The organism is Lysinibacillus sphaericus (assembly GCF_002982115.1).
Taxonomy (GTDB): domain Bacteria; phylum Bacillota; class Bacilli; order Bacillales_A; family Planococcaceae; genus Lysinibacillus; species Lysinibacillus sphaericus.
On sequence record NZ_CP019980.1, the window covers coordinates 3,361,365 to 3,380,676 of the forward strand.

General features: G+C 38.0%; 23 protein-coding genes. 8 read left to right on the forward strand and 15 right to left on the reverse strand.

Annotated elements, in window-relative coordinates:
* Nucleotides 1–17: 17 nt before the first annotated feature.
* Nucleotides 18–1,202, reverse strand: coding sequence for an acetyl-CoA C-acetyltransferase (locus LS41612_RS16770; RefSeq protein WP_024361513.1), 1,185 nt, complete (start codon nt 1,200–1,202; stop codon nt 18–20).
* 257 nt (nt 1,203–1,459) lie between these two features.
* Between LS41612_RS16770 and LS41612_RS16775 the strand changes: the two genes are divergently transcribed.
* A complete protein-coding gene (locus LS41612_RS16775) occupies nt 1,460–2,434 on the forward strand; it encodes an alpha/beta hydrolase (RefSeq protein WP_024361514.1) in 975 nt (324 codons plus the stop codon).
* Between the two features lie 43 nt (nt 2,435–2,477).
* Here the strand turns inward: LS41612_RS16775 and LS41612_RS16780 are convergent, their stop codons facing one another.
* The 5 genes from LS41612_RS16780 to sirA form a co-directional block, all read right to left on the reverse strand.
* Complete coding sequence (locus LS41612_RS16780) at nt 2,478–2,948, reverse strand: S-ribosylhomocysteine lyase (RefSeq protein WP_024361515.1); 471 nt, start codon at nt 2,946–2,948, stop codon at nt 2,478–2,480.
* 174 nt (nt 2,949–3,122) lie between these two features.
* Nucleotides 3,123–3,320: a hypothetical protein gene (locus LS41612_RS16785; RefSeq protein ID WP_024361516.1), complete on the reverse strand. Its 198-nt coding sequence runs from the start codon at nt 3,318–3,320 to the stop codon at nt 3,123–3,125.
* Between the two features lie 137 nt (nt 3,321–3,457).
* Nucleotides 3,458–3,964, reverse strand: coding sequence for a cysteine hydrolase family protein (locus LS41612_RS16790; protein ID WP_024361517.1), 507 nt, complete (start codon nt 3,962–3,964; stop codon nt 3,458–3,460).
* 207 nt (nt 3,965–4,171) lie between these two features.
* Nucleotides 4,172–4,390, reverse strand: coding sequence for a YneF family protein (locus LS41612_RS16795; RefSeq protein ID WP_024361518.1), 219 nt, complete (start codon nt 4,388–4,390; stop codon nt 4,172–4,174).
* 100 nt (nt 4,391–4,490) lie between these two features.
* The gene (gene sirA, locus LS41612_RS16800; protein ID WP_024361519.1) at nt 4,491–4,916 is read right to left on the reverse strand and encodes a sporulation inhibitor of replication protein SirA; all 426 of its coding nucleotides are present in this window, start codon (nt 4,914–4,916) and stop codon (nt 4,491–4,493) included.
* A gap of 230 nt (nt 4,917–5,146) precedes the next feature.
* Between sirA and LS41612_RS16805 the strand changes: the two genes are divergently transcribed.
* The 5 genes from LS41612_RS16805 to LS41612_RS16825 all read left to right on the forward strand — a co-directional run bounded on the left by LS41612_RS16805 (nt 5,147) and on the right by LS41612_RS16825 (nt 8,566).
* On the forward strand, nt 5,147–5,500 hold the full coding sequence (locus tag LS41612_RS16805; RefSeq protein ID WP_024361520.1) for a lmo0954 family membrane protein: 354 nt from the start codon (nt 5,147–5,149) through the stop codon (nt 5,498–5,500).
* 16 nt (nt 5,501–5,516) lie between these two features.
* Nucleotides 5,517–6,155, forward strand: coding sequence for a PspA/IM30 family protein (locus LS41612_RS16810; RefSeq protein ID WP_024361521.1), 639 nt, complete (start codon nt 5,517–5,519; stop codon nt 6,153–6,155).
* 80 nt (nt 6,156–6,235) lie between these two features.
* Nucleotides 6,236–6,925, forward strand: a complete 690-nt coding sequence (liaF, locus tag LS41612_RS16815; protein WP_233433805.1) for a cell wall-active antibiotics response protein LiaF — start codon at nt 6,236–6,238, stop codon at nt 6,923–6,925.
* On the forward strand, nt 6,922–7,959 hold the full coding sequence (locus tag LS41612_RS16820) for a sensor histidine kinase (RefSeq protein WP_024361523.1): 1,038 nt from the start codon (nt 6,922–6,924) through the stop codon (nt 7,957–7,959). Before liaF ends, LS41612_RS16820 begins: the two co-directional genes overlap by 4 nt.
* The gene (locus LS41612_RS16825; protein ID WP_024361524.1) at nt 7,934–8,566 is read left to right on the forward strand and encodes a response regulator transcription factor; all 633 of its coding nucleotides are present in this window, start codon (nt 7,934–7,936) and stop codon (nt 8,564–8,566) included. The genes LS41612_RS16820 and LS41612_RS16825 overlap by 26 nt, the downstream gene beginning before the upstream one ends.
* A gap of 90 nt (nt 8,567–8,656) precedes the next feature.
* Here the strand turns inward: LS41612_RS16825 and LS41612_RS16830 are convergent, their stop codons facing one another.
* The 3 genes from LS41612_RS16830 to LS41612_RS16840 all read right to left on the reverse strand — a co-directional run bounded on the left by LS41612_RS16830 (nt 8,657) and on the right by LS41612_RS16840 (nt 12,005).
* Nucleotides 8,657–9,163, reverse strand: coding sequence for a hypothetical protein (locus LS41612_RS16830; protein ID WP_024361525.1), 507 nt, complete (start codon nt 9,161–9,163; stop codon nt 8,657–8,659).
* A gap of 316 nt (nt 9,164–9,479) precedes the next feature.
* Complete coding sequence (tkt, locus tag LS41612_RS16835; RefSeq protein WP_024361526.1) at nt 9,480–11,474, reverse strand: transketolase; 1,995 nt, start codon at nt 11,472–11,474, stop codon at nt 9,480–9,482.
* Between the two features lie 297 nt (nt 11,475–11,771).
* Nucleotides 11,772–12,005 (reverse strand): DUF896 domain-containing protein, encoded by a 234-nt coding sequence (locus LS41612_RS16840; protein WP_024361527.1) that lies wholly within the window; start codon nt 12,003–12,005, stop codon nt 11,772–11,774.
* A 172-nt stretch (nt 12,006–12,177) separates the two neighbouring features.
* On the opposite strand from LS41612_RS16840, the gene LS41612_RS16845 reads away from it, so the two are divergent.
* Complete coding sequence (locus LS41612_RS16845; RefSeq protein WP_024361528.1) at nt 12,178–12,690, forward strand: GNAT family N-acetyltransferase; 513 nt, start codon at nt 12,178–12,180, stop codon at nt 12,688–12,690.
* Nucleotides 12,691–12,746: 56 nt separating this feature from the next.
* Here the strand turns inward: LS41612_RS16845 and LS41612_RS16850 are convergent, their stop codons facing one another.
* Nucleotides 12,747–13,409, reverse strand: a complete 663-nt coding sequence (locus LS41612_RS16850) for a YneB family resolvase-like protein (RefSeq protein WP_024361529.1) — start codon at nt 13,407–13,409, stop codon at nt 12,747–12,749.
* Nucleotides 13,409–13,723, reverse strand: a complete 315-nt coding sequence (gene yneA / locus LS41612_RS16855; RefSeq protein WP_024361530.1) for a cell division suppressor protein YneA — start codon at nt 13,721–13,723, stop codon at nt 13,409–13,411. Before yneA ends, LS41612_RS16850 begins: the two co-directional genes overlap by 1 nt.
* Nucleotides 13,724–13,888: 165 nt before the next feature.
* Here yneA and lexA point away from each other — a divergent pair, with 165 nt between their 5' ends.
* Nucleotides 13,889–14,506 (forward strand): transcriptional repressor LexA, encoded by a 618-nt coding sequence (gene lexA, locus LS41612_RS16860; RefSeq protein WP_024361531.1) that lies wholly within the window; start codon nt 13,889–13,891, stop codon nt 14,504–14,506.
* 141 nt (nt 14,507–14,647) lie between these two features.
* On the opposite strand, the gene LS41612_RS16865 is transcribed toward lexA, so the two are convergent.
* The 4 genes from LS41612_RS16865 to LS41612_RS16880 all read right to left on the reverse strand — a co-directional run bounded on the left by LS41612_RS16865 (nt 14,648) and on the right by LS41612_RS16880 (nt 19,231).
* Nucleotides 14,648–15,103 carry a GNAT family N-acetyltransferase gene (locus LS41612_RS16865; protein WP_024361532.1) on the reverse strand — a complete coding sequence of 152 codons (456 nt, stop codon included), beginning with the start codon at nt 15,101–15,103 and terminating at the stop codon, nt 14,648–14,650.
* Between the two features lie 252 nt (nt 15,104–15,355).
* Nucleotides 15,356–16,078 carry a gamma-glutamyl-gamma-aminobutyrate hydrolase family protein gene (locus tag LS41612_RS16870; protein ID WP_024361533.1) on the reverse strand — a complete coding sequence of 241 codons (723 nt, stop codon included), beginning with the start codon at nt 16,076–16,078 and terminating at the stop codon, nt 15,356–15,358.
* 12 nt (nt 16,079–16,090) lie between these two features.
* On the reverse strand, nt 16,091–16,843 hold the full coding sequence (locus LS41612_RS16875) for a prepilin peptidase (protein ID WP_024361534.1): 753 nt from the start codon (nt 16,841–16,843) through the stop codon (nt 16,091–16,093).
* 297 nt (nt 16,844–17,140) lie between these two features.
* Nucleotides 17,141–19,231 (reverse strand): DUF2339 domain-containing protein, encoded by a 2,091-nt coding sequence (locus LS41612_RS16880; RefSeq protein WP_024361535.1) that lies wholly within the window; start codon nt 19,229–19,231, stop codon nt 17,141–17,143.
* Between the last annotated feature and the right edge of the window lie 81 nt (nt 19,232–19,312).

The following is a 19,312-nucleotide window of genomic DNA, read 5'->3' on the forward strand; positions in this document are numbered from 1 at the left end:
TCACCTTCTTACTAACTTTAAGGGCGTTGAACAACTGTTGCTACGCCTTGTCCCCCACCGATGCATAATGTAGCAAGGCCTGTTTTTGCATCACGTTTTTCCATCTCATGTAACAGTGTCACTAAAATTCGTGCCCCACTTGCTCCAATTGGATGACCAAGGGCAATTGCTCCCCCATTTACATTTAGTTTATCATGATTAAAGCCTAGTTCGCGATCGACAGCAATCGATTGTGCTGCAAATGCTTCATTTGCTTCAATTAAATCTATATCTACTAGCGAAACATCCGCCTTCGCTAATGCTTTCTTCACCGCTGTGACCGGCCCAGTTCCCATAATCGATGGATCTACACCTGCGCTCGCATTGGCTGAAATAAGCGCCATTGGCTGAATACCTAACTCGATAGCCTTCGCTTTTGACATAACAACCACCGCTGCTGCTCCATCGTTAATACCTGAAGCGTTCGCTGCAGTTACAGAGCCGTCCTTTTTAAAGGCTGGACGCAGCTTTGCTAATGATTCCGCCGTAACCCCTGCACGTGGGAATTCATCTTGGTCAAAAATAATCGACTCGCCTTTACGTTGTGGGATTTCCACAGCAACGATTTCATTATTAAATTTCCCTGCTGCAATCGCCGCTTCTGCACGTTGCTGTGATCGCGCAGCAAAAGCATCTTGCTCCTCACGTGAAATTTCATACGCATCACATAAATTTTCGGCAGTAATCCCCATATGATAGTCATTAAATGCACACCATAAGCCATCATGAATCATCGTATCCACAACTTTTTGATCGCCCATGCGGAAGCCTTCACGTGCATTTTTTAATACATAAGGCGCTTGGCTCATATTTTCGAAACCGCCTGCCACGATGATATCTGCATCGCCAGCAATAATTGCTTGTGTTGCTAAATGCACTGCTTTTAAACCTGAGCCACATACTTTATTAATTGTTAAAGCTGGCACTGTGTTCGGAAGTCCTGCAGCAATCGATGCTTGTCGAGCTGGATTTTGTCCAAGACCTGCCGATAAAACATTCCCCATAATGACTTCATCAACTTGTTCACCTGCTACACCAGCACGTGCTAATGCTTCTTTAATAACGATACTTCCAAGAGTTGTTGCTGGTACATCTTTTAATGTTCCTCGGAATGAACCGATTGCCGTACGCACGGCACTAACAATCACTACCTCGTTTGTCATAACCATTCTCCCCTTTTCCCCGTTCAAAAATCCACACTGCATGCATATGCTACTAGCAGATATGTATATTTTAACAAATGTTTAGACGATTTTCGATAACAGAAATAATCGCAGTTTTTCAAAAGTTGTTGTAAAATGTTGTCGTGTTTTAAACAAACGTAGTTGGGAACATTACAAATAAGAAATGTGCATTGGCTTACGATCAGTTAAGTACAATGCCTAGACATGAAAAGAAATAGGGTGTGGAGGTGTAGAAGATGAAAAAGAAAGTGCTTTTATTTTCAGGTATTACAACGACGCTTGCTGCTGCAGCAACGGGGCTGTTCGGCTTTGCGCTTTCCAATAAATTAATGTACATTCAAAAAAAAGATCCCGAATTTATTCGTGAACGTGAGACAACTGCCAAACGCTTTGACGAAGCTTGGTACAATAAAAATTTTAAATGTGAATTAAATATTGACTCTCCCAATGGTTATTCCATTCACGGCATTATGTTTCAACCATTACAAACAAACAATACAATGATTATTTGTCACGGTGTTACAGAAAATAAAATTAACTCGGTCAAATATGCACGTCTTTTTGAACGGTTAGGATACAATTCTGTTATTTTTGACCATCGAAGACATGGCGATTCCGGTGGCAAAACGACTAGCTATGGCTATTATGAAAAAAATGATTTAGATGCTGTTGTAAAAACAGTGAAAGCGATGATTGGTGAAAATGCCTTGCTCGGCATCCATGGGGAGTCAATGGGTGCTGCAACCATGCTGTTGTACGCAGGAACGGTTGAAGATGGCGCTGATTTTTATATTGCAGATTGTGCCTTTTCGGACTTCTCAATGCTGCTTAAGCAAATCGCCAAGACCGAATTTAAATATGGCTCCATTATTCCGATTCGTTTCGCAGATTTCTTTATCCGGTTACGCGATGGCTATTCATTTAAGAGTGTAACGCCCTCTGAAGCTGTGACCCATATTGAAAAACCGATTCTCTTTATTCACAGTATTCCTGATACATTTATACCTGCTTCAATGTCACTCGATTTATACAATAAAAAAAATGGACCTAAGAAATTGAAGCTTTTTGAAAAAGGGGCGCATGCTCAATCCTTTAATGAAAATATGGCTGAATATGAAGATCTCATACATGACTTTTTAGAAAGTTTTATTTATGAAAAAATCAATCATGATGCTTCATCATCCAATGTGATTCCTTTTCACTTTCGATAAGTGAAAAAACCTTGCAAGCTTTGACAACTTGCAAGGTTTTTTATTATTCTGCAAAAACAATATGCCATTCGTCTCGCTTCGCTAAAAATTCTTTTGCCAGCGCCTGTGCGCCTTCAAGACTATGACTTGCAGCCCAGCCACATTGCACTTCGTTGCATGCTGGAACAGCCGTTGCCTTCGTTACATCTGTAAAAGTTTTTTCTAAAATCGTCAGCAATTCATCATAATCATTATGATTAATCAACGATACATAAAACCCTGTTTGACAACCCATTGGACTAAAGTCAACGATGTGATCTGAATAATTGCGGATAATATCTGCCGATAAATGCTCCAAAGAATGGAGTGCTGGCATTTCCATATGCTCTTTGTTAGGCTGTTTTAAGCGAATGTCGTACTTATAAACTTCATCGCCATTTTTCCCCACTTTCACACCCGCTAAACGAACATAAGGGGCTTTCACTTTCGTATGATCTAAATCAAAACTCTCGACATTTGTTTTTTCGCGTTCCATTGCTAACAGCTCCTTTTCTGACAATACTAACTATTATACCTAGTTTTCTATGAAATGTGTAAATTTTTGAAATAGAATGATAATTTAGGTGCGAATTTACTAAAAAAGAAGACAAAACGCCCATTTCGTTTTGTCTTCCCGCTGAAATTTATTTTTGCTGGTGTATTGCGGCTTCTACAATGGAAATTCAAAGTCTTGAACACGGCTCGGTATGTTTAAAAGCAATGTAATCACAATACTCATTGAGATTAGTATTAACACTGACTTCCATTGTAATTTAAAATCGTTCTTTTTCAGTAATAACATTTGATTAATAAAGTGAAAGAACGAAACAAACAGCAACACAACAACAAACTGTAAGAAAAAATTCATTGTTGTCACCATCCTTTACATGTACAGAGTTCTCGCTAATGTTTAAGTAATATTTTTATCGTCAGTTACTTGGTTTATGCAGCTACCAAGGCAAGTTGACGTTTCAAGCAGGCAAGTCACCAGTTTCTTCTATTTTCTTATTTTTCTATAAATCTCAAAAATCTGTTGTTCCATATATTTTCGTAAAAATCTATTGTCTCTCTTGCTGTCATAAAAGGATTATTTATCGTAGAAGTAGCATGACGAACCATCAAGTTTTCGTATCCTAAACCATGGGCAAATTTAATCGTTGCATCCATGCAGTATTCTGTTTGAGCGCCGCAAAATTCTATGCGTTGTACTGCTAATTGCTCTAAAATCGTTTGTAAGTTTGTTTTGTAAAAGGAATTGGCATGTTCTTTTCTGACCAAATAATCTTGTTCTTGTACATTTAGCTCGGCATGAATTGCCCAATTTCCCTCTTCAGGTACTAGTTCTTCGTCACAATGTTGAACAAAAATAATTGGTTTTTGGTGTTCTCGATATAGTGCAATTCGATTATTTACTTTAGTGAGTAAATTTTGTAAAGCAAATAAATGCTCTCCACTGAAACATACACCATTTTGTAAATCTATTACGATTAAAACATCTGCATTAGCCTTCATCATTTCCCCCTTCTTTCATAAACAACCAACCATTTTATGTTAGATTAACAATAATTATAAATTTAATAATGGAGGAATTCACTTAAAATAGATTAAATCTAGATTTATCAGCGACGAACTCTGCTAATTTAACTAAATCACTTCCTTTTTTAAAAAAACGAAAAAAGCAACCGGTTACCTAAACCAGTTGCTCCTTAAAAACTCCAATTATTTTTGGAATTTGTTCATTTGCGTCATCATTTGGCGTACTTGCTTTTCAGACGGCGTACGACCCATTTGTGCCATCATCATTCGAATCATTTGTTCGTTAATTGGTGGGTTCTCTTTTAAATATTTCATCATAGCTTGACGTGCAAAGTAGAAACCAAGTGCTGCACCAGCTGCTAATGCGATAATTACAATAATAATCCAGCCCCATGTAGGCATACAACCAACCTCCTCCACTACAATATACCGAGAAAAAAACTCTCCACGCTCCATTATACACCAAATACTAGCGTGTTACTATATATTATAGTGAAAAATCCTAGTGCATTGTATACTTCATCGGCTTTAGCCAACCACACTCATTATCTTGTTTATTAAAGGCAATAAAACGCTCACTCATCTTGGCTAGCATTTGAAATAAGTCCAAATCAAGCATGCGCGAGCCTTCGCAATAGACACAAATTTTACGATCTACTAGATAAATCGCCATTTTTCCTTTTATCGGATGTTCTAAAAATAAAGCATTACGCGCTCTTTCTAAATGTGCATATTTGGAGTCTAGCTGTGCTTCTAACATGATGGCAATGTCATCGAAGCGAACAGTTTCACATATATACGCGAGTTCTTTTAAGGATTTCTCATTGGCATCTTCACAGCCTTGCATCATCTCTAACAACTTACGCTCTCTGCCGAAAATAAACGTTAAATGCTCTTCTTTTATTTTATATATGGAATAGGTTCTCACCAGAAATCCCCCTTCGCTCAGTTTCTTTAACGTAAGTATAGCGGATTGTCTCTAGTTAATTTGTCAAACGAAGGAGGCAACCATCTTCTATTTTTGTCGAAAACCTTCTACTTTCAGCTTAAAAAATAACTGCTCCGCCTCAAGACCTAGAGGAAAATCCATTTCCAGTCCGTTTTAGATGTTCTCGTAAGCAGGTAACATAAAGGTACAAACGAAAGGAGCTAAAACATATGAAAAAATTTCTTTTATTAACTGGAGGTATTATTGCAGCATGTGTCGCACTTGCCTTAATCGGACCAATTACTGGCCTAGTATTTTCAGTTGCATTCGTTGCACTAGGCATGCACTTCTATATTGGTAGTAAATCGACATTTGCAAAAATTATTTGGTTTACAGTTGGTTTAATCGGAGTACTATCGGCTATCTCTAATATTCCAGCAATGATTGGTCTTGCAGCAATCGCCATTATTTATGTGATTTATAAAAAATGGAATGGCGAAAAAGTGAACATCCCAACAATTGAAGCGAAAGAAGAAGATCCGTTTACAAACTTTGAAAAAGAATGGTCAAACTTAACAAAATAAAAGGAGCGAACTAAAAATGAACTTATTACAACGTTTTAGATACACAATTGAGGCAGACTTACATCAATTATTTGATAAAAAGGAACAAAAAAATCCTATTGCGATGTTAAATCAATACATTCGCGAGGCTGAAAAACAAACTGAGCAAACGGGTACATTATTAGAGCGCCAGGGCAAACTAAAAGAAAAAATGGAACTGGAGCTTAAACAAAATGCTGATTTACTAGCAAAACGTGAAGCACAACTTCAATTAGCACTTGCGAGTGGCGAGCAAGATTTAATTGATTTTGCTTCCGACGAAGTAGCAGCCTATACAGCTCGTAACCATACATTACAGACAAGTATCGAAGTGAACACGCGTGAATATTTTGAACTTGAACGCAAATTTGAAACAATGAAGCACAAAATTAAAGATATGAAAGTTCGTCAATTACAGCTAATGGGCAAAGAAAATGTGACGCGCGCTCACCATCAAATGGACGGCATGATTGCAAACAACAATAAAACGAATTTCGAAGATTTAGAATCCTATATCGAAAAACTTGCCCACCGTATCGACAAAGATCATGAGGTAACAACTTTCGAAGCACGCCTAGCAGCGCTTGAAAAAAATTCAACTGAAGCTGTTTCACCACTACTCATTGAAAAGAAATAACATGTTATAATAGAAAGAAATGCGCCACTAAAAGCGGCGCATTATTTCTTGTTGTAAAATATTACATAGTAGAAAGAAAGGTGACCCTTTTGCAAAACTTCACAACTAATAAACTCACATTTTGGGTACTATGCTTCTTTTTACTCGTATTTGTAGAGCTTACCATTTTCAATAACGGCGGTGCTTTTTGTTTATTAATCGGTGCTGTCCTGCTCTATTTAAGCTTTTCAAAAAACAAGCGATTTTTAAAATGGACAGGAATTTTCTTTATTGCAATTGCTCTCTTTACGATGTGGAGTTTGCGACTATTTATCGTCATACTGCTCTTATACATGCTCTATCAATACTTACAACGAGAAAACGAACCGAAAATCGTCACATTGGAATTTGATAAGTTACCGGCAACTAAAAACGAACTATTCGGTACAATACCTGCGCCTGAAGATGCTTACAAATGGCAAGATGTACAAATTCAACGACTCGCTGGTGACATTACAATCGATACAACGCAAACAGTTTTACCTGCTGGCCCAAGTCTCGTTACGATTCGACAAGGCATTGGTAAAGTACAGATTTATGTCCCTTATGAAATTCCTTTTCGCTTACACTACACAACGCTATTCGGAGACTTTACATGTTTGCAAGGACATCCACAGCGGCTTCTGAATGAAAGTATCGTGTTCTCAGATGGCAACCCTGAGGATGCAAAACGTACCCTCGTCATTCACGTCGCTACATGGCTAGGAGATTTGGAGGTGCTACGTAAATGATTGCCTTTCTTTCTAGAGCTTTCTCTATATTTTTCATATTGATTGGCGCGGCATTCGGTCTCCTTTTTGCGATTTGGGGTGAACCAAATGAAAAAGTATGGGAACCTTTGTGGCAACAAGACTATGATAATATTCCATTAGGTGGCATAATTTTAATCAGTCTCTTTGCGCTTAGTTTCTTTATTGCAAGCTGGATTAGCATGACTGCACGCGCGCGTGAGGCGCAAGCAACTCGCTTTGTAAAAGAATTAATCGAGCCGGATTTTGTTCTACCTAAAAAACATGCACTACCGAAGCCACTGAAAAAAGCACTTGTTCAAACGAGCGAATTGATTGATACACAGCGGAAAAGCTTACAGCGCCTTTCCAATGAACGAGCAGAAGCCAATGATAAAGTGATTCAAGAGCGCATTATTGCCGAACGTCAACGACTTGCACGTGAGCTCCATGACTCGGTTTCACAACAATTATTTGCCGCTTCAATGTTACTTTCTGCCTTAACGGAAAGCGATGAAAATGCCAAAAGTTTAAAGCAAGTAGAAAAAATTGTACAGCAGGCCCAGCTAGAAATGCGCGCATTATTATTGCATTTACGCCCTGTTGCACTGCACAATAAAACCCTCGCCCAAGGCTTAGAGGAATTGATTATTGAACTACAACAAAAAGTATATTTTCATATAGAATATGAACTAGAAGAAATAGCTTTAACAAAGGCTGAGGAAGATCACCTGTTCCGTATTGCTCAAGAAGCATTATCCAATACATTGCGCCATTCTAAAGCAACAGAAGTTGAACTACTTCTTGTTGCCCGAGACAATCTTGCTATTTTACGCATTCAAGATAATGGTCTTGGCTTTGATGTAGAGGCTGATAAATCGTCTTCCTACGGTTTACAAAATATCGCTGAGCGAGCCGTGGAAATTGGTTGTAGGTATAAAATTGTTTCGGTACCTGGAGAAGGTACAATAGTGGAGGTAAAAGTTCCGCTACAGAAGGAGGTTGTTGAAGTTGATTCAAGTATTAATAGTGGATGACCACGAGATGGTACGAATTGGCGTATCTGCCTACCTGTCAGCACAGCCTGATATTACTGTTGTGGGGGAAGCTGAAAATGGCGTCGAAGCTGTTGAACGTGCGCTCGCCCTTCGTCCTGATATTATTTTAATGGACAATGTCATGCCTGTGATGACCGGAGCTGAAGCAACTGTTAAAATACTTGAAGCTTGGCCAGAAGCGAAAATTATGATGGTCACAAGCTTTTTAGATGACGATAAAGTGTATCCCGCTTTAGAGGCTGGTGCGATTAGCTATATATTAAAAACATCCAATGCTAAGCAAATTGCCGATGCCATTCGTAAAACAATGGGCGGAGAAACTGTTTTGGAGCCAGAAGTCACATCTAAAATGATGCACCGTATGCGCTATGGAACAAATACACCCCTTTATGAGCAATTAACTGAACGTGAAATGGAAGTTCTTTTGTTAATGGCAAAAGGCAAGGCAAACCAAGAAATTGCGGATGACTTATACATCGCCTTAAAAACAGTGAAAACCCACGTCAGCAATATTTTAGCCAAACTAGACGTTCAAGATCGAACACAAGCTGTCGTCTACGCCTTTCAAAATGGTTTAGCAAAGTAATTTTTATTAATGTCGCTAGGTTTGTGGCGATCGTAACATCGAAAAGATCAAAAAATACCGCAGCGCTCAATAGGAGCTTGCGGTTTCTTTTTAATTATTTGTTTGTTTTAATCTATCTAATAAATCAAATAAACTCCAATAACCTTTTATTAAATCCTCATTTGTATTTCCATTCAAAGCAACGCCAAAAGTAGTACCTTGATAATAACCGATAAAATAATCTTGAGCTTGATTTTCAAATGTATTTTCGTACGTGTGGTTAGGAATAATAAAAGCTGAAATAGCTTTGTCTGACTGAACAAATACAATAGGTATAGAGGAATTTAAATAAAATTGAGTATATTGTTCGTCGGAAGCTTCTTGTAAATAATCTTTCGTAATCATAATAGCATCAAAAGAATCTTCATTTTTTTTATGTAAATCTTGTAACATTATTTTTTTAAATTTTATATTGTTTTCTGTAATTAACGAAGGTATTTCCCCTACAATCCCAATTTCTATAACTTCATGTTTTTTGACGATATTTACTTCTTCATTTGAACATCCCACTAATAAAAATAAAAAAGCAAAAAAAGAAAAAAAGTATTTTTTAATCATTTAAGCTCACCTTTTACATTTTTTTATGCTTTATGATAAAATTTCTTTTAATAATATTATCATATTGAAAGGATTGAGGATAAGCGGGTAGTAAAAAGTTTGACGGAAATCGAAGTAGATTTGGATAACACAGAAGGATACGGCTTACCATGTACAAGTAGCCAGCTTTTTCATTGAAATAAACGGTAGTTGTCATCTACATATATTTTTAAAATAAAAAAAGGACTGTAGACAACCTCGAAAATTTCCGAGTTTGTCTACAGTCTGACCGTAACGCTTAATTAGAGCTTACGGTATTTTTTATGGAAGCCAAATCTTATAGTGCTTTAACTTTTGCTACAACGTTTTCTACAGTGAAACCGTATTTTTCCATAACTAACTCACCTGGAGCAGAAGCGCCGAACTTGTCGATTGCAAGAACGTCACCTTCAAAACCAGTATATTTGTGCCAACCGAATGATGCACCCATTTCGATTGCTAGACGTTTTGTAACAGCTTTTGGAAGAACCGATTCTTTATATGCTGCATCTTGTTTTTCAAAGCGATCCATTGAAGGCATTGATACGACTGCAACGTCCATACCTTCAGCTTTTAAAGCTTTTTGCGCTTCAATTGCAAGTGAAACTTCAGAACCTGTTGCAATTAAAATAGCATCTGCTACTTCTTTCGATGCAGGTGAAACAGTGTAAGCACCTTTTGCTACACCTTCACGAACTGTTTCGATTGACGCGTCAAGCACTGGTAAGTTTTGACGAGATAATACTAATACAGTTGGTGTTTTTTCTGATGATACTGCAAGCTCCCATGCTACTGCTGATTCGTTCGCATCTGCTGGACGAACAACAGAAAGGTTTGGCATTGCACGTAATGAAGCTAAATGCTCGATTGGTTCATGTGTTGGACCATCTTCCCCTACAGCGATTGAGTCATGTGTGAATACATATGTCACAGGAAGACCCATTAATGCAGAAAGACGTACAGCTGGACGTACATAATCAGAGAATACGAAGAATGTTCCGCCAAAGACGTTAACACCGCCGTGAAGAGCCATACCGTTCATTGCTGCGCCCATAGCGAATTCACGGACACCAAACCAAATATTGCGACCTGCATAGTCATCCGCTGAGAAGTCGCCTGCACCCTTCATCGTCGTTTTATTTGAGCCTGCAAGGTCAGCAGAACCACCGAAGAATGATGGTGTTTTCTTCGCAATCGCATTAATTGCATCGCCTGAAGATGAACGTGTTGCTACAGATTTACCTGCTTCATAAACTGGCAATTCTGCTGCGAAATCTTCTGGTAGCTTACCATTCATCGCATCTTCGAATTGAGCTGCTAATTCTGGGAACTCTGCTTTGTAAGCTTCAAATTTTGCATTCCAAGCTGCTTCCGGCTGTGCACCTTGTACTTCAGCTGCTGCATTGAATGTATCATATACTTCAGCAGGAATTTGGAATGGCTCATGTGCCCACTCATACGCTGCTTTAGTTAATACAACCTCATCAGTGCCTAGTGGCGCACCGTGAGAATCTGCTTTACCTGATTTGTTTGGAGAACCGAATCCGATGACAGTTTTCACTTCAATCAGCGTTGGCTTGCCAGTTGATTTTTTTGCTTCTTCGATTGCTTGGTTAACAGCTTCTGTATCTGTACCGTCAGCCACTTTTAAATAGTTCCAGCCATATGACTCAAAACGTTTTTGTACGTTTTCTGAGAATGATTTTTCTAAATCACCATCTAATGAAATATCATTTGAATCGTATAACACGATTAATTTTTCAAGTTTTAAATGTCCAGCTAATGAAATCGCTTCAGCCGCAACACCTTCCATTAAGTCGCCGTCGCCACAAAGCGCAAATGTATAGTGATCGACAATTTCATGTCCTGGTTTATTATAAGTCGCTGCTAAATGACGCTCTGCCATTGCCATACCAACTGTCATCGCAATCCCTTGTCCAAGTGGACCTGTTGTTGCCTCTACCCCAACCGTATGGCCGTATTCTGGATGTCCTGGAGTTAATGAATCCCATTGACGGAAGTTTTGAATTTCTTCCATTGGTAGGCCGTAACCGCCAAGGTGAAGTAGGCTATATAAAAGCATAGAGCCATGACCTGCTGAAAGTACGAAACGATCGCGGTTATACCATTTTGGATTTGCCGGATTATGGCGAAGTTGTTTTGTCCAAAGCGTATAAGCCATTGGCGCTGCCCCCATTGGTAAGCCTGGGTGACCTGAATTTGCTTTTTCAATTGCATCAATTGACAATGTTCGGATAGCATTAATCGCTAGTTGGTCCGCATGTTGAGTCATTATGTTGTGACATCCTTTCTCGTCCTATATATTGTTCTACTACAGTTTAGTCAACATTGTCCTAGAAAACAATGCTTTTGTTATACTATTTGAGATTTATGACATACTTTATCATCATTCTGTAACTTAGACATAGCAATGATAGAAATAACGACAAAATTACTGCCTATTTTGGAGGAAGGTTTAACAAATAAAAAAAGAAACCTTCTTCAGTGATGGCAAGGATTTTGCTAGAAATCTATAGTGAAATGTCCACGCGAAATGTGTTTGCTTACATCCTGCATGAAATGTGTCATATTAATTTAGAAATTTATTTTTTTTCGCTTGTTTTACCTTCTCAGGCGTTACGTCATTACCTTCTTGATCGACAACTTTAACATTTTCAATTGTATTGCGCATCGTTGCTCTAAATGTATCTAAATATTCTTTGCGAAGGGATGTACGCTCTTTCGCTTCTTCTTCCGTTAAACTGCCCGCTTTAGCTTTTGCTGCTAATTCATTGATTCGATTAATTTTTTCTTTGGATAACATCGTTACACACCTTTCAATACCTTGATGACTTCAGTATGCAAAGTATAGCATGCTTTCCCTTAAAATGCAGTTATACCAACCCTTAATCACACAGCTTAGCCACAATTTACATGACTTCCAAATGTTAGTAGTGTATAACTATTAATAAAGAACACATATTGGGGGAAATAAGGTGAACATTACAACACAGCGATTACATATCCGAAAATTTGAAATACAAGATTGGCAGGCTGTTGTTAACTATATGTCCGATCAAACCGTGATGCACTATATGCCAGAAGGCGTTTTAACTGCACAACAAGTGCAAAAATTTATATCAGATAATCGTGATGAAGCAAAGCATTTCGCCATTGTTTTACAGGAGCAGTCACAGGTTATCGGTCATCTCGTATTCCATCCTTACTTTGGCGAACATACATATGAAATTGGATGGGTGTTAAATCCTGCGTATTATCGTAAAGGCTATGCGTCGGAGGCAGCACAAGCACTATTAGATTACGGCTTCACGAAAATGAAGCTTCATCGAATCATCGCCACATGTCAGCCCGAAAATATCGCTTCTTATCGCGTTATGGAAAAAATCGGCATGCGTCGTGAAGGATTTTTCAAAAAATGTATACCACATGGTGACGATTGGTGGGATGAGTACTATTACGCTATTTTGCAGGAAGAATGGCAAAGTTGAGCTCTCTACTACACTTCAAGACTGTTAGTAGAATAAAAAAAGACTAGCAGTGCAAATTATTTGCCTGCTAATCTTTCTTGATGTTCTTGATAGCGCCTATGTACGGTTGCCTTACTAACTTCGAAGCCAAGACCTCTAAGTGTCATGGCTATTTCTTCAAAAGTAAAGCCACGATTTCGCAACTTCACAATTTCTTCTACCGGTACTTCCTTGCGCTCCTGACCATTTGGATTGCCACGATTGGACAAGTTATTTTCTGGACGATAGCCATTTTCTACTGCCCGACGCATACCGCGGCGAATTTTCGCATTATGAATTTTACGCTGATACTCCTCTACAATCGCTAATATTTCAAGCAACATCGTGTCCATCTCATTTAATTGGACAGGCCCCGCATCTCGCATCGAAAAAACATCTGTATCTGTTTTTTGCAATAAATGGAGTACAGCCATTCGCGCATTCCCACGCCCTAAACGTGTTTCATCTTGCACAAATAATGCTTGAATTTCTTTTTCTTTAATAAAATCGAGCATCTCCAGTAAACCTTCGCGTTCCACATCATAACCACTATGTTTGTCCTGAAAAACCTGTATCACTTCATAGTTTTGTTCCTTGGCATAACGCAGCAATTCTTCTTGTTGTCGTTCTAATGAAGAACTTTGGGTCTCTTTTTCCGTACTAACCCGGCAGTACAGTACAGCCGTTCGTTTTTTATTCATCATTTTCCACTTCTCGCAATTTCAATAGAATTGGTGGGCATCTTATTGTCACCCACTACGGGTATAACGAGTGATTTCCCTGCAACAATATTAACGCTATGTAATTCGTTCTCGGCTTTCACAAGGTTAATCCAGTCATCCGTACCCATTTTACCACGGTATTGTTCGGCTAACGACCATAAGCTATCACCATGCTCTATATGAATTTCAGTGTAGGTAATGTCTCCAGGATCAGTTATAAAAAGATAGCCTGCAAATAAGAAAATTACGCCCAATAAAATTGAAATATGTGTATTTTTTTTAAACCAATTCATGCATCATATCCCCTTTTTAGAATGTTTGTTCGGAATGTATGTTCTTATAATAAAGCGAACAAACGTTTTTGTCAAACACTTTTCGAACCTATGTTTGCATAAGTGTTCGCATTCTGCTATACTATCTAGTAAGAAGAATGATATGAAAAAAAGAGGTGAGCAATCATGAAAAAAGTTTCGAAAAGACAAGAAGACATACTAGCGTTTATCAAAGAAGAAGTACGCGCAAAGGGCTATCCACCATCTGTACGTGAGATTGGTGAAGCAGTTGGACTTGCATCAAGCTCAACAGTTCATGGACATTTAGCTCGTTTAGAGCAAAAAGGCTTTATTCGACGAGATCCTACTAAACCGCGTGCAATTGAAATTTTAGAGCCTGAGGATTCGATTCAAAAGCAAAGTGTTATCCATGTACCACTTGTAGGGAAGGTTACTGCTGGATCTCCAATTACAGCGATTGAAAATATCGATGAATATTTCCCTTTACCGGATATTTACGGGACAAGCGAAGATCAGTTATTTATGCTAGAAATCATGGGTGAATCGATGATTGAGGCAGGAATTTTTGACGGGGACTTAGTCATCGTCAAGCAAAAGGCAACAGCCGATAACGGTGATATCGTCGTAGCCATGACCGAAGAAGATGAAGCAACTGTCAAACGCTTCTTTAAAGAAAAAAATCATTTTCGCTTACAGCCAGAGAACGCTACAATGGAACCGATTATTGTAGACCAAGTTTCGATTTTAGGACAAGTTGTCGGCTTATATCGCCGTGTACATTAATGCATTCTTATACTAATTTTGCGAAAAAATAATGTTCGATTAGGAAAGCCACGAAATGTTGATGGGATAACATTCGTGGCTTTTGCATGTGTGCTCAAACTTACATTTAGGAGCGTTTGATGGCATATATCATTAAGTTCATCAACGTGATAACGATTGTTTAATGTTCTTATGTAGAAAGATGATTCTTTCTATTTCTTGAAAACCATTTTTTTTATAAAATTCTTCGGCAGGTATCCCTCTATCTGTCAGCAGTACAATGTTATTTATTTTGTTATTATCGAGTTCTTTAATTAAATGATTTAACAGCGCTCTTCCAATTCCCTTATTCTGCTGTTGTTGTTTTACGTACATTTCATTAATAAAGAATTCATCTCCGCTCCACCAAACTCTATTGACTCCTAAAATACAGCCTAAAATCTCGTCATTTTCTATTGCTAAAACTCCTAAGAATCCAGGTGTCTGATAAAAATCTAATAAATATTTTTTAGCTTGCGAAAATGTCCATTTATCATTCCAAGGCGCATCATTAAATACTTCAATAAATGTTTCGGTACATTTACTTAAATCCTCTTCCACTAATAATTTATATTCCATTACAACCACCCCTTTATTTAACATATAAATGCAATTATAACATTTATTATTAATCCTTTGTTTCACTGTAATTACCTGAAGAAACTCTGCGTAGCTGCCTTTTGCCTTGAAGTAATTATCAATTTGCATAGTTAGTATTTCTCTTAAACTATACCTCCAATTATGACAATAAAAATACAGCCTTTTCTATGTGAAAGACTGTATTTAAAGGCTAAACTATTAAATTTTCGTTTGGTTTCTTAGCTGTCATCCCTATGCTTCTCTTTTATATAGCATGCTCGCTTTAACGAAAGCTGAAAAAAGTTTTTGTGCAGCAATATCTCCTACAATTGCCTGTTCTTCTGGGTGCCACTGAACTGCTAGACAAAACGGAAACTCTTCATGGACCACCGCTTCGACTAGACCATCACTAGATTTTGCTGCAACGACTAGCTTCTCTGCTAAAACATTTACTGCTTGATGATGAAAGGAATTAACAGCAATTTTTTCTTCTTCAATAATTGTTTTTAACAATGTATGAGGTGTTATGTGAACATAATGCGTTGCGACGCCACGAGCTGCTTGTTGTGCATGTTTTAACAGTTTACTACTATGATATTCACTATCAACATCTTGGTATAATGTTCCACCTAATGCAACATTGAGCATTTGAATACCACGGCAAATACCGAATATCGGCATTTTCCTTGTAAAGGCTGCATTAAGTAAGGCCAGTTCCACCTTGTCTCTCTCCGGGTGTATCTTTCCTAGCCTTGGTAAAGGTTCAGCACCAAATTCAAATGGATGAACATCGTGCCCACCCGATAAAAGTAAACCATCCGTTAACGATAGAATTTGTGCCGCATCTTCCTCTACCCCCAGCGGAATAATAAATGGGATCCCTCCAGCCTCAATAATGCTTTCGCTATAGGCTACATTTAATCTCGATGATAAATCATCTTCCGCAAACGCCGTTATACCTATAATTGGTTTCATCTATCTCCCTCCTTACCATAATCCTACATACCACTGTATTATGACATTTCCATAGAAATACACTATGACCGCTGCTAGTGCGATGGCAGGGCCAAATGGAATCGCTGTTTTTCTACCTTGCTGGCGCACTTGCAGCACAATCATTCCAGCAACCATTCCAATAACGGCTGCTATAAATAATGTCAATAGTGTGTGGATTGTACCTAATACAAGGCCGAGTAAAAAGAATAATTTTATGTCGCCACCACCAATTCCACCACGCGACACAACTGCGATACTATATACTACGCCAAAGCCAACGACAGCACCTACAATACTATCCCACCAAGGCGTCAAAGGCGCTAGCATACGCCCAATCACTAATAATGGCAAAAAGCACAATAGCACTTTATCTGGTATAAGCATATAGGTAATATCCGATACAACCACAATCACCAATAATGAAATCAATAATAATGCCACGATAAATTGTTCACTAAATCCATATTGCCAATATGAAAAGGCAAATAATATCCCGGTCAGCAGCTCGATGAATGGATAAATCCATGCAGTTTTTTGCCCGCAGCTACGACATTTGCCTCCTAAAAATATATAGGACAATACAGGTATTAAATCTATTGCCGTCAATTGCCTCTGACAGGTCGTACAGTGCGATGGTGGTTGGATTATCGACTCCTTCATCGGCACACGTAAACCTACCACATTAAAAAACGAACCAAATACAAGTCCAAATACGAATACAAGTATTGTATAAGCCATTTCCATTTTTCTTACCCCCTAAACTAACATAGTGCTTATACTTGTTGTCCTTTATAATAAGGTTGTGACCTCGACGGTCGTGGTAATAGTAGACTCTACATTCTGCTAATGTTTCTAGTTTGATTTCATTATTGGTGAATGATAATTATAAAATTCTACAGCCGCTATGCGTGTTCCTGTCACCACTTTATTGACAATAATACTTTCAAAGAGCACGTATTTGAGTGGCTTTTTTACGCCAAAACAAATTTACCGTAAAATAAAAGACCATTTACTAGTCACACTAGTAAACAGTCTTTATTTTTATTTCCTCAACAATCGGCCCGACAGTAGCATGCCGATGCCACCAATTGAGATGAAAAGTATTGCGCGTATTAATAAATCGAGTGCGGATAAGTCGAAGAATATCAGCTTTATAAAGGCGATGGCTAATATGATAAAGCCGGAAAGTCGCAGTATTCGTAAGTGCCGCACTGCGCCAAGCCAAAGTGATAGGCTTGCCGTGAGAAAGAGCGTAATTGTTGTTAGTGCAATGCTAAGCTTCCAATCTAGTAAGTCGTTATAAGCGAGTTGTGACACAAGACCACATACTGCTAGCATCGCACTTACTACACCTATACTAACAATGGCATCTAAAAATTTCGGCATATAGTCTTGATAGATTCGATAAATACGTCCCTTCATGAGCAAATCCAGGATGATAGCCTTAATCGTAGCAATGAAGGTTAACCGTGTCATAATATTGAGCCATTCAATCCCCTGTATATTAGAAGGAATAACGTTTAACATAAATGTAAATAACAAGAATAACACAGTCAGCACTGGCGTTAATGCCCGCCCTTTAAATGTTACTGGTAGAAACAGTGACACTACAAACAACAATACAATGCTGATACTCATTAGATGTGGGGTATTACTAGCACTTACAATATAAACACTATCCAGCTTGCCTATATAGGCGATAAAGTAACTAGCTGTAATAACTGCTATTATATCAAGCACATATAAATCTTTCATCCATTTCTCAAAGGCATTTAATGTTTCTTTACGACGTAATGCATACATATAAATAACGAAGAGATATACCCCTGGCATCAATAAAGCGATATGTTCTATACTAAAAAATGGGGTTGGCTCGTGTATGATAAAGCTCATCATAAGTGCAATGACAAACCCTATTGAACTGACAACCTTCATCATACTTGCTCGTAGTCGTAAGCTCATCATAACGCCTGCAAATAGTATGAATGGAAGAAGTAAATCATCCACTTTTTCTGGTATATTCATAATCAACAGCGTATTACAAAGTGTAATAAATGCGAGTGTTACGGCACTATCAAATGCCTCCTGCCATTTTTGCTTATAGCCATAACCCGCTATAACTATAAATAACATACATAAACCGAACAGTAGGAGCTCTTTATAATCAAGTGGACTACTTATCAAGTTCATCATTAGTAAACTAAAGATCCCTAAACTAAATTGCAGTCCAACATAAATATGCTTCCACTTCGATTCAACATTATACAAGCGACACCAACTCGTGTAGAAAATAGCGAGTGTCATGAACAAACCTAAGGCAAACATTCCTTGATTATCATTATTCATAAAGGCGACAATACTAATTGCCAAAATTGAGAAAAAAGTAGCGACATAAAGCGCAATTTTTTGTTTATGTTGAAGAATAACAAATTGCAACATTGTAAATAAGACAATGACAAAGAATAATATAATGTATGCGCTAAAATCCATGTATTCTAGTAAATAAGGTAATAACAATGAGGTAAAACTGACAAATAAAGTAAGTACCTCATTTTTCTTTAGATAGCTGATTGCTATGCCATAGCCAATGAATAGGATGGCAATAAACAATGCTAATGTTAAGCCCAATACATCGTATAGCATAGCACCAGCAGCAGTAGTTAAAATACCTACGATAAATGCCCCCCCATATAAGGAAATGGTTACGGCTGATGACCCTAGCTTTTTACGTTCTGCTACATATGCTATGGTTGCTAATGCGATGGATAATAAATAAGCGAGGATGATTTTTACCTCGTTTGATAAGTAGCCATAATCACTAACTAGTTTTAGCCCCCATAACACACCCAATACTAAAATAACCATAAATACTTTCGGAAGCGCCCACATAATTTGCTCTTCGATTGAACGCCCTTGTTGTACATTTGTTTTTGCTGTTGGTATTGGTGAAGTTGGTGGTGTTGGCTTAGCTTTTGCGATTGGTAAGGCAGATTGGCCAGTGATGGATTTGTTGATGTTTTGTATCGTAGTCTTTTCTTGTGACTGTTGGTGCTTTAACTCATCCATTTCCCGCCGTAACGCTACCATCTCTTTTTCTAGCTTAGCAATTCGCTGCTCCATTTCTAGCGACAATTCATCATCCCCCTTAGCGATTAGAATTTTCTTACATTATACCACATTCACTTTTATTGTAAAATTACACTTTTTATACAT

Coding starts and splice junctions, on each gene's coding strand:
- LS41612_RS16820 (WP_024361523.1), top strand. CDS start 6,922: ATGATTGCCTTTCTTTCTAGAGCTTTCTCTATATTTTTCATATTGATT.
- LS41612_RS16785 (WP_024361516.1), bottom strand. CDS start 3,320: ATGAATTTTTTCTTACAGTTTGTTGTTGTGTTGCTGTTTGTTTCGTTC.
- LS41612_RS16870 (WP_024361533.1), bottom strand. CDS start 16,078: ATGAAACCAATTATAGGTATAACGGCGTTTGCGGAAGATGATTTATCA.
- LS41612_RS16810 (WP_024361521.1), top strand. CDS start 5,517: ATGAACTTATTACAACGTTTTAGATACACAATTGAGGCAGACTTACAT.
- LS41612_RS16795 (WP_024361518.1), bottom strand. CDS start 4,390: ATGCCTACATGGGGCTGGATTATTATTGTAATTATCGCATTAGCAGCT.
- LS41612_RS16770 (WP_024361513.1), bottom strand. CDS start 1,202: ATGACAAACGAGGTAGTGATTGTTAGTGCCGTGCGTACGGCAATCGGT.
- tkt (WP_024361526.1), bottom strand. CDS start 11,474: ATGACTCAACATGCGGACCAACTAGCGATTAATGCTATCCGAACATTG.
- LS41612_RS16805 (WP_024361520.1), top strand. CDS start 5,147: ATGAAAAAATTTCTTTTATTAACTGGAGGTATTATTGCAGCATGTGTC.
- LS41612_RS16840 (WP_024361527.1), bottom strand. CDS start 12,005: ATGTTATCCAAAGAAAAAATTAATCGAATCAATGAATTAGCAGCAAAA.
- LS41612_RS16790 (WP_024361517.1), bottom strand. CDS start 3,964: ATGAAGGCTAATGCAGATGTTTTAATCGTAATAGATTTACAAAATGGT.
- LS41612_RS16830 (WP_024361525.1), bottom strand. CDS start 9,163: ATGATTAAAAAATACTTTTTTTCTTTTTTTGCTTTTTTATTTTTATTA.
- LS41612_RS16875 (WP_024361534.1), bottom strand. CDS start 16,843: ATGGAAATGGCTTATACAATACTTGTATTCGTATTTGGACTTGTATTT.
- yneA (WP_024361530.1), bottom strand. CDS start 13,723: ATGAATTGGTTTAAAAAAAATACACATATTTCAATTTTATTGGGCGTA.
- LS41612_RS16775 (WP_024361514.1), top strand. CDS start 1,460: ATGAAAAAGAAAGTGCTTTTATTTTCAGGTATTACAACGACGCTTGCT.
- LS41612_RS16865 (WP_024361532.1), bottom strand. CDS start 15,103: ATGGAATATAAATTATTAGTGGAAGAGGATTTAAGTAAATGTACCGAA.
- LS41612_RS16850 (WP_024361529.1), bottom strand. CDS start 13,409: ATGAATAAAAAACGAACGGCTGTACTGTACTGCCGGGTTAGTACGGAA.
- lexA (WP_024361531.1), top strand. CDS start 13,889: ATGAAAAAAGTTTCGAAAAGACAAGAAGACATACTAGCGTTTATCAAA.
- LS41612_RS16780 (WP_024361515.1), bottom strand. CDS start 2,948: ATGGAACGCGAAAAAACAAATGTCGAGAGTTTTGATTTAGATCATACG.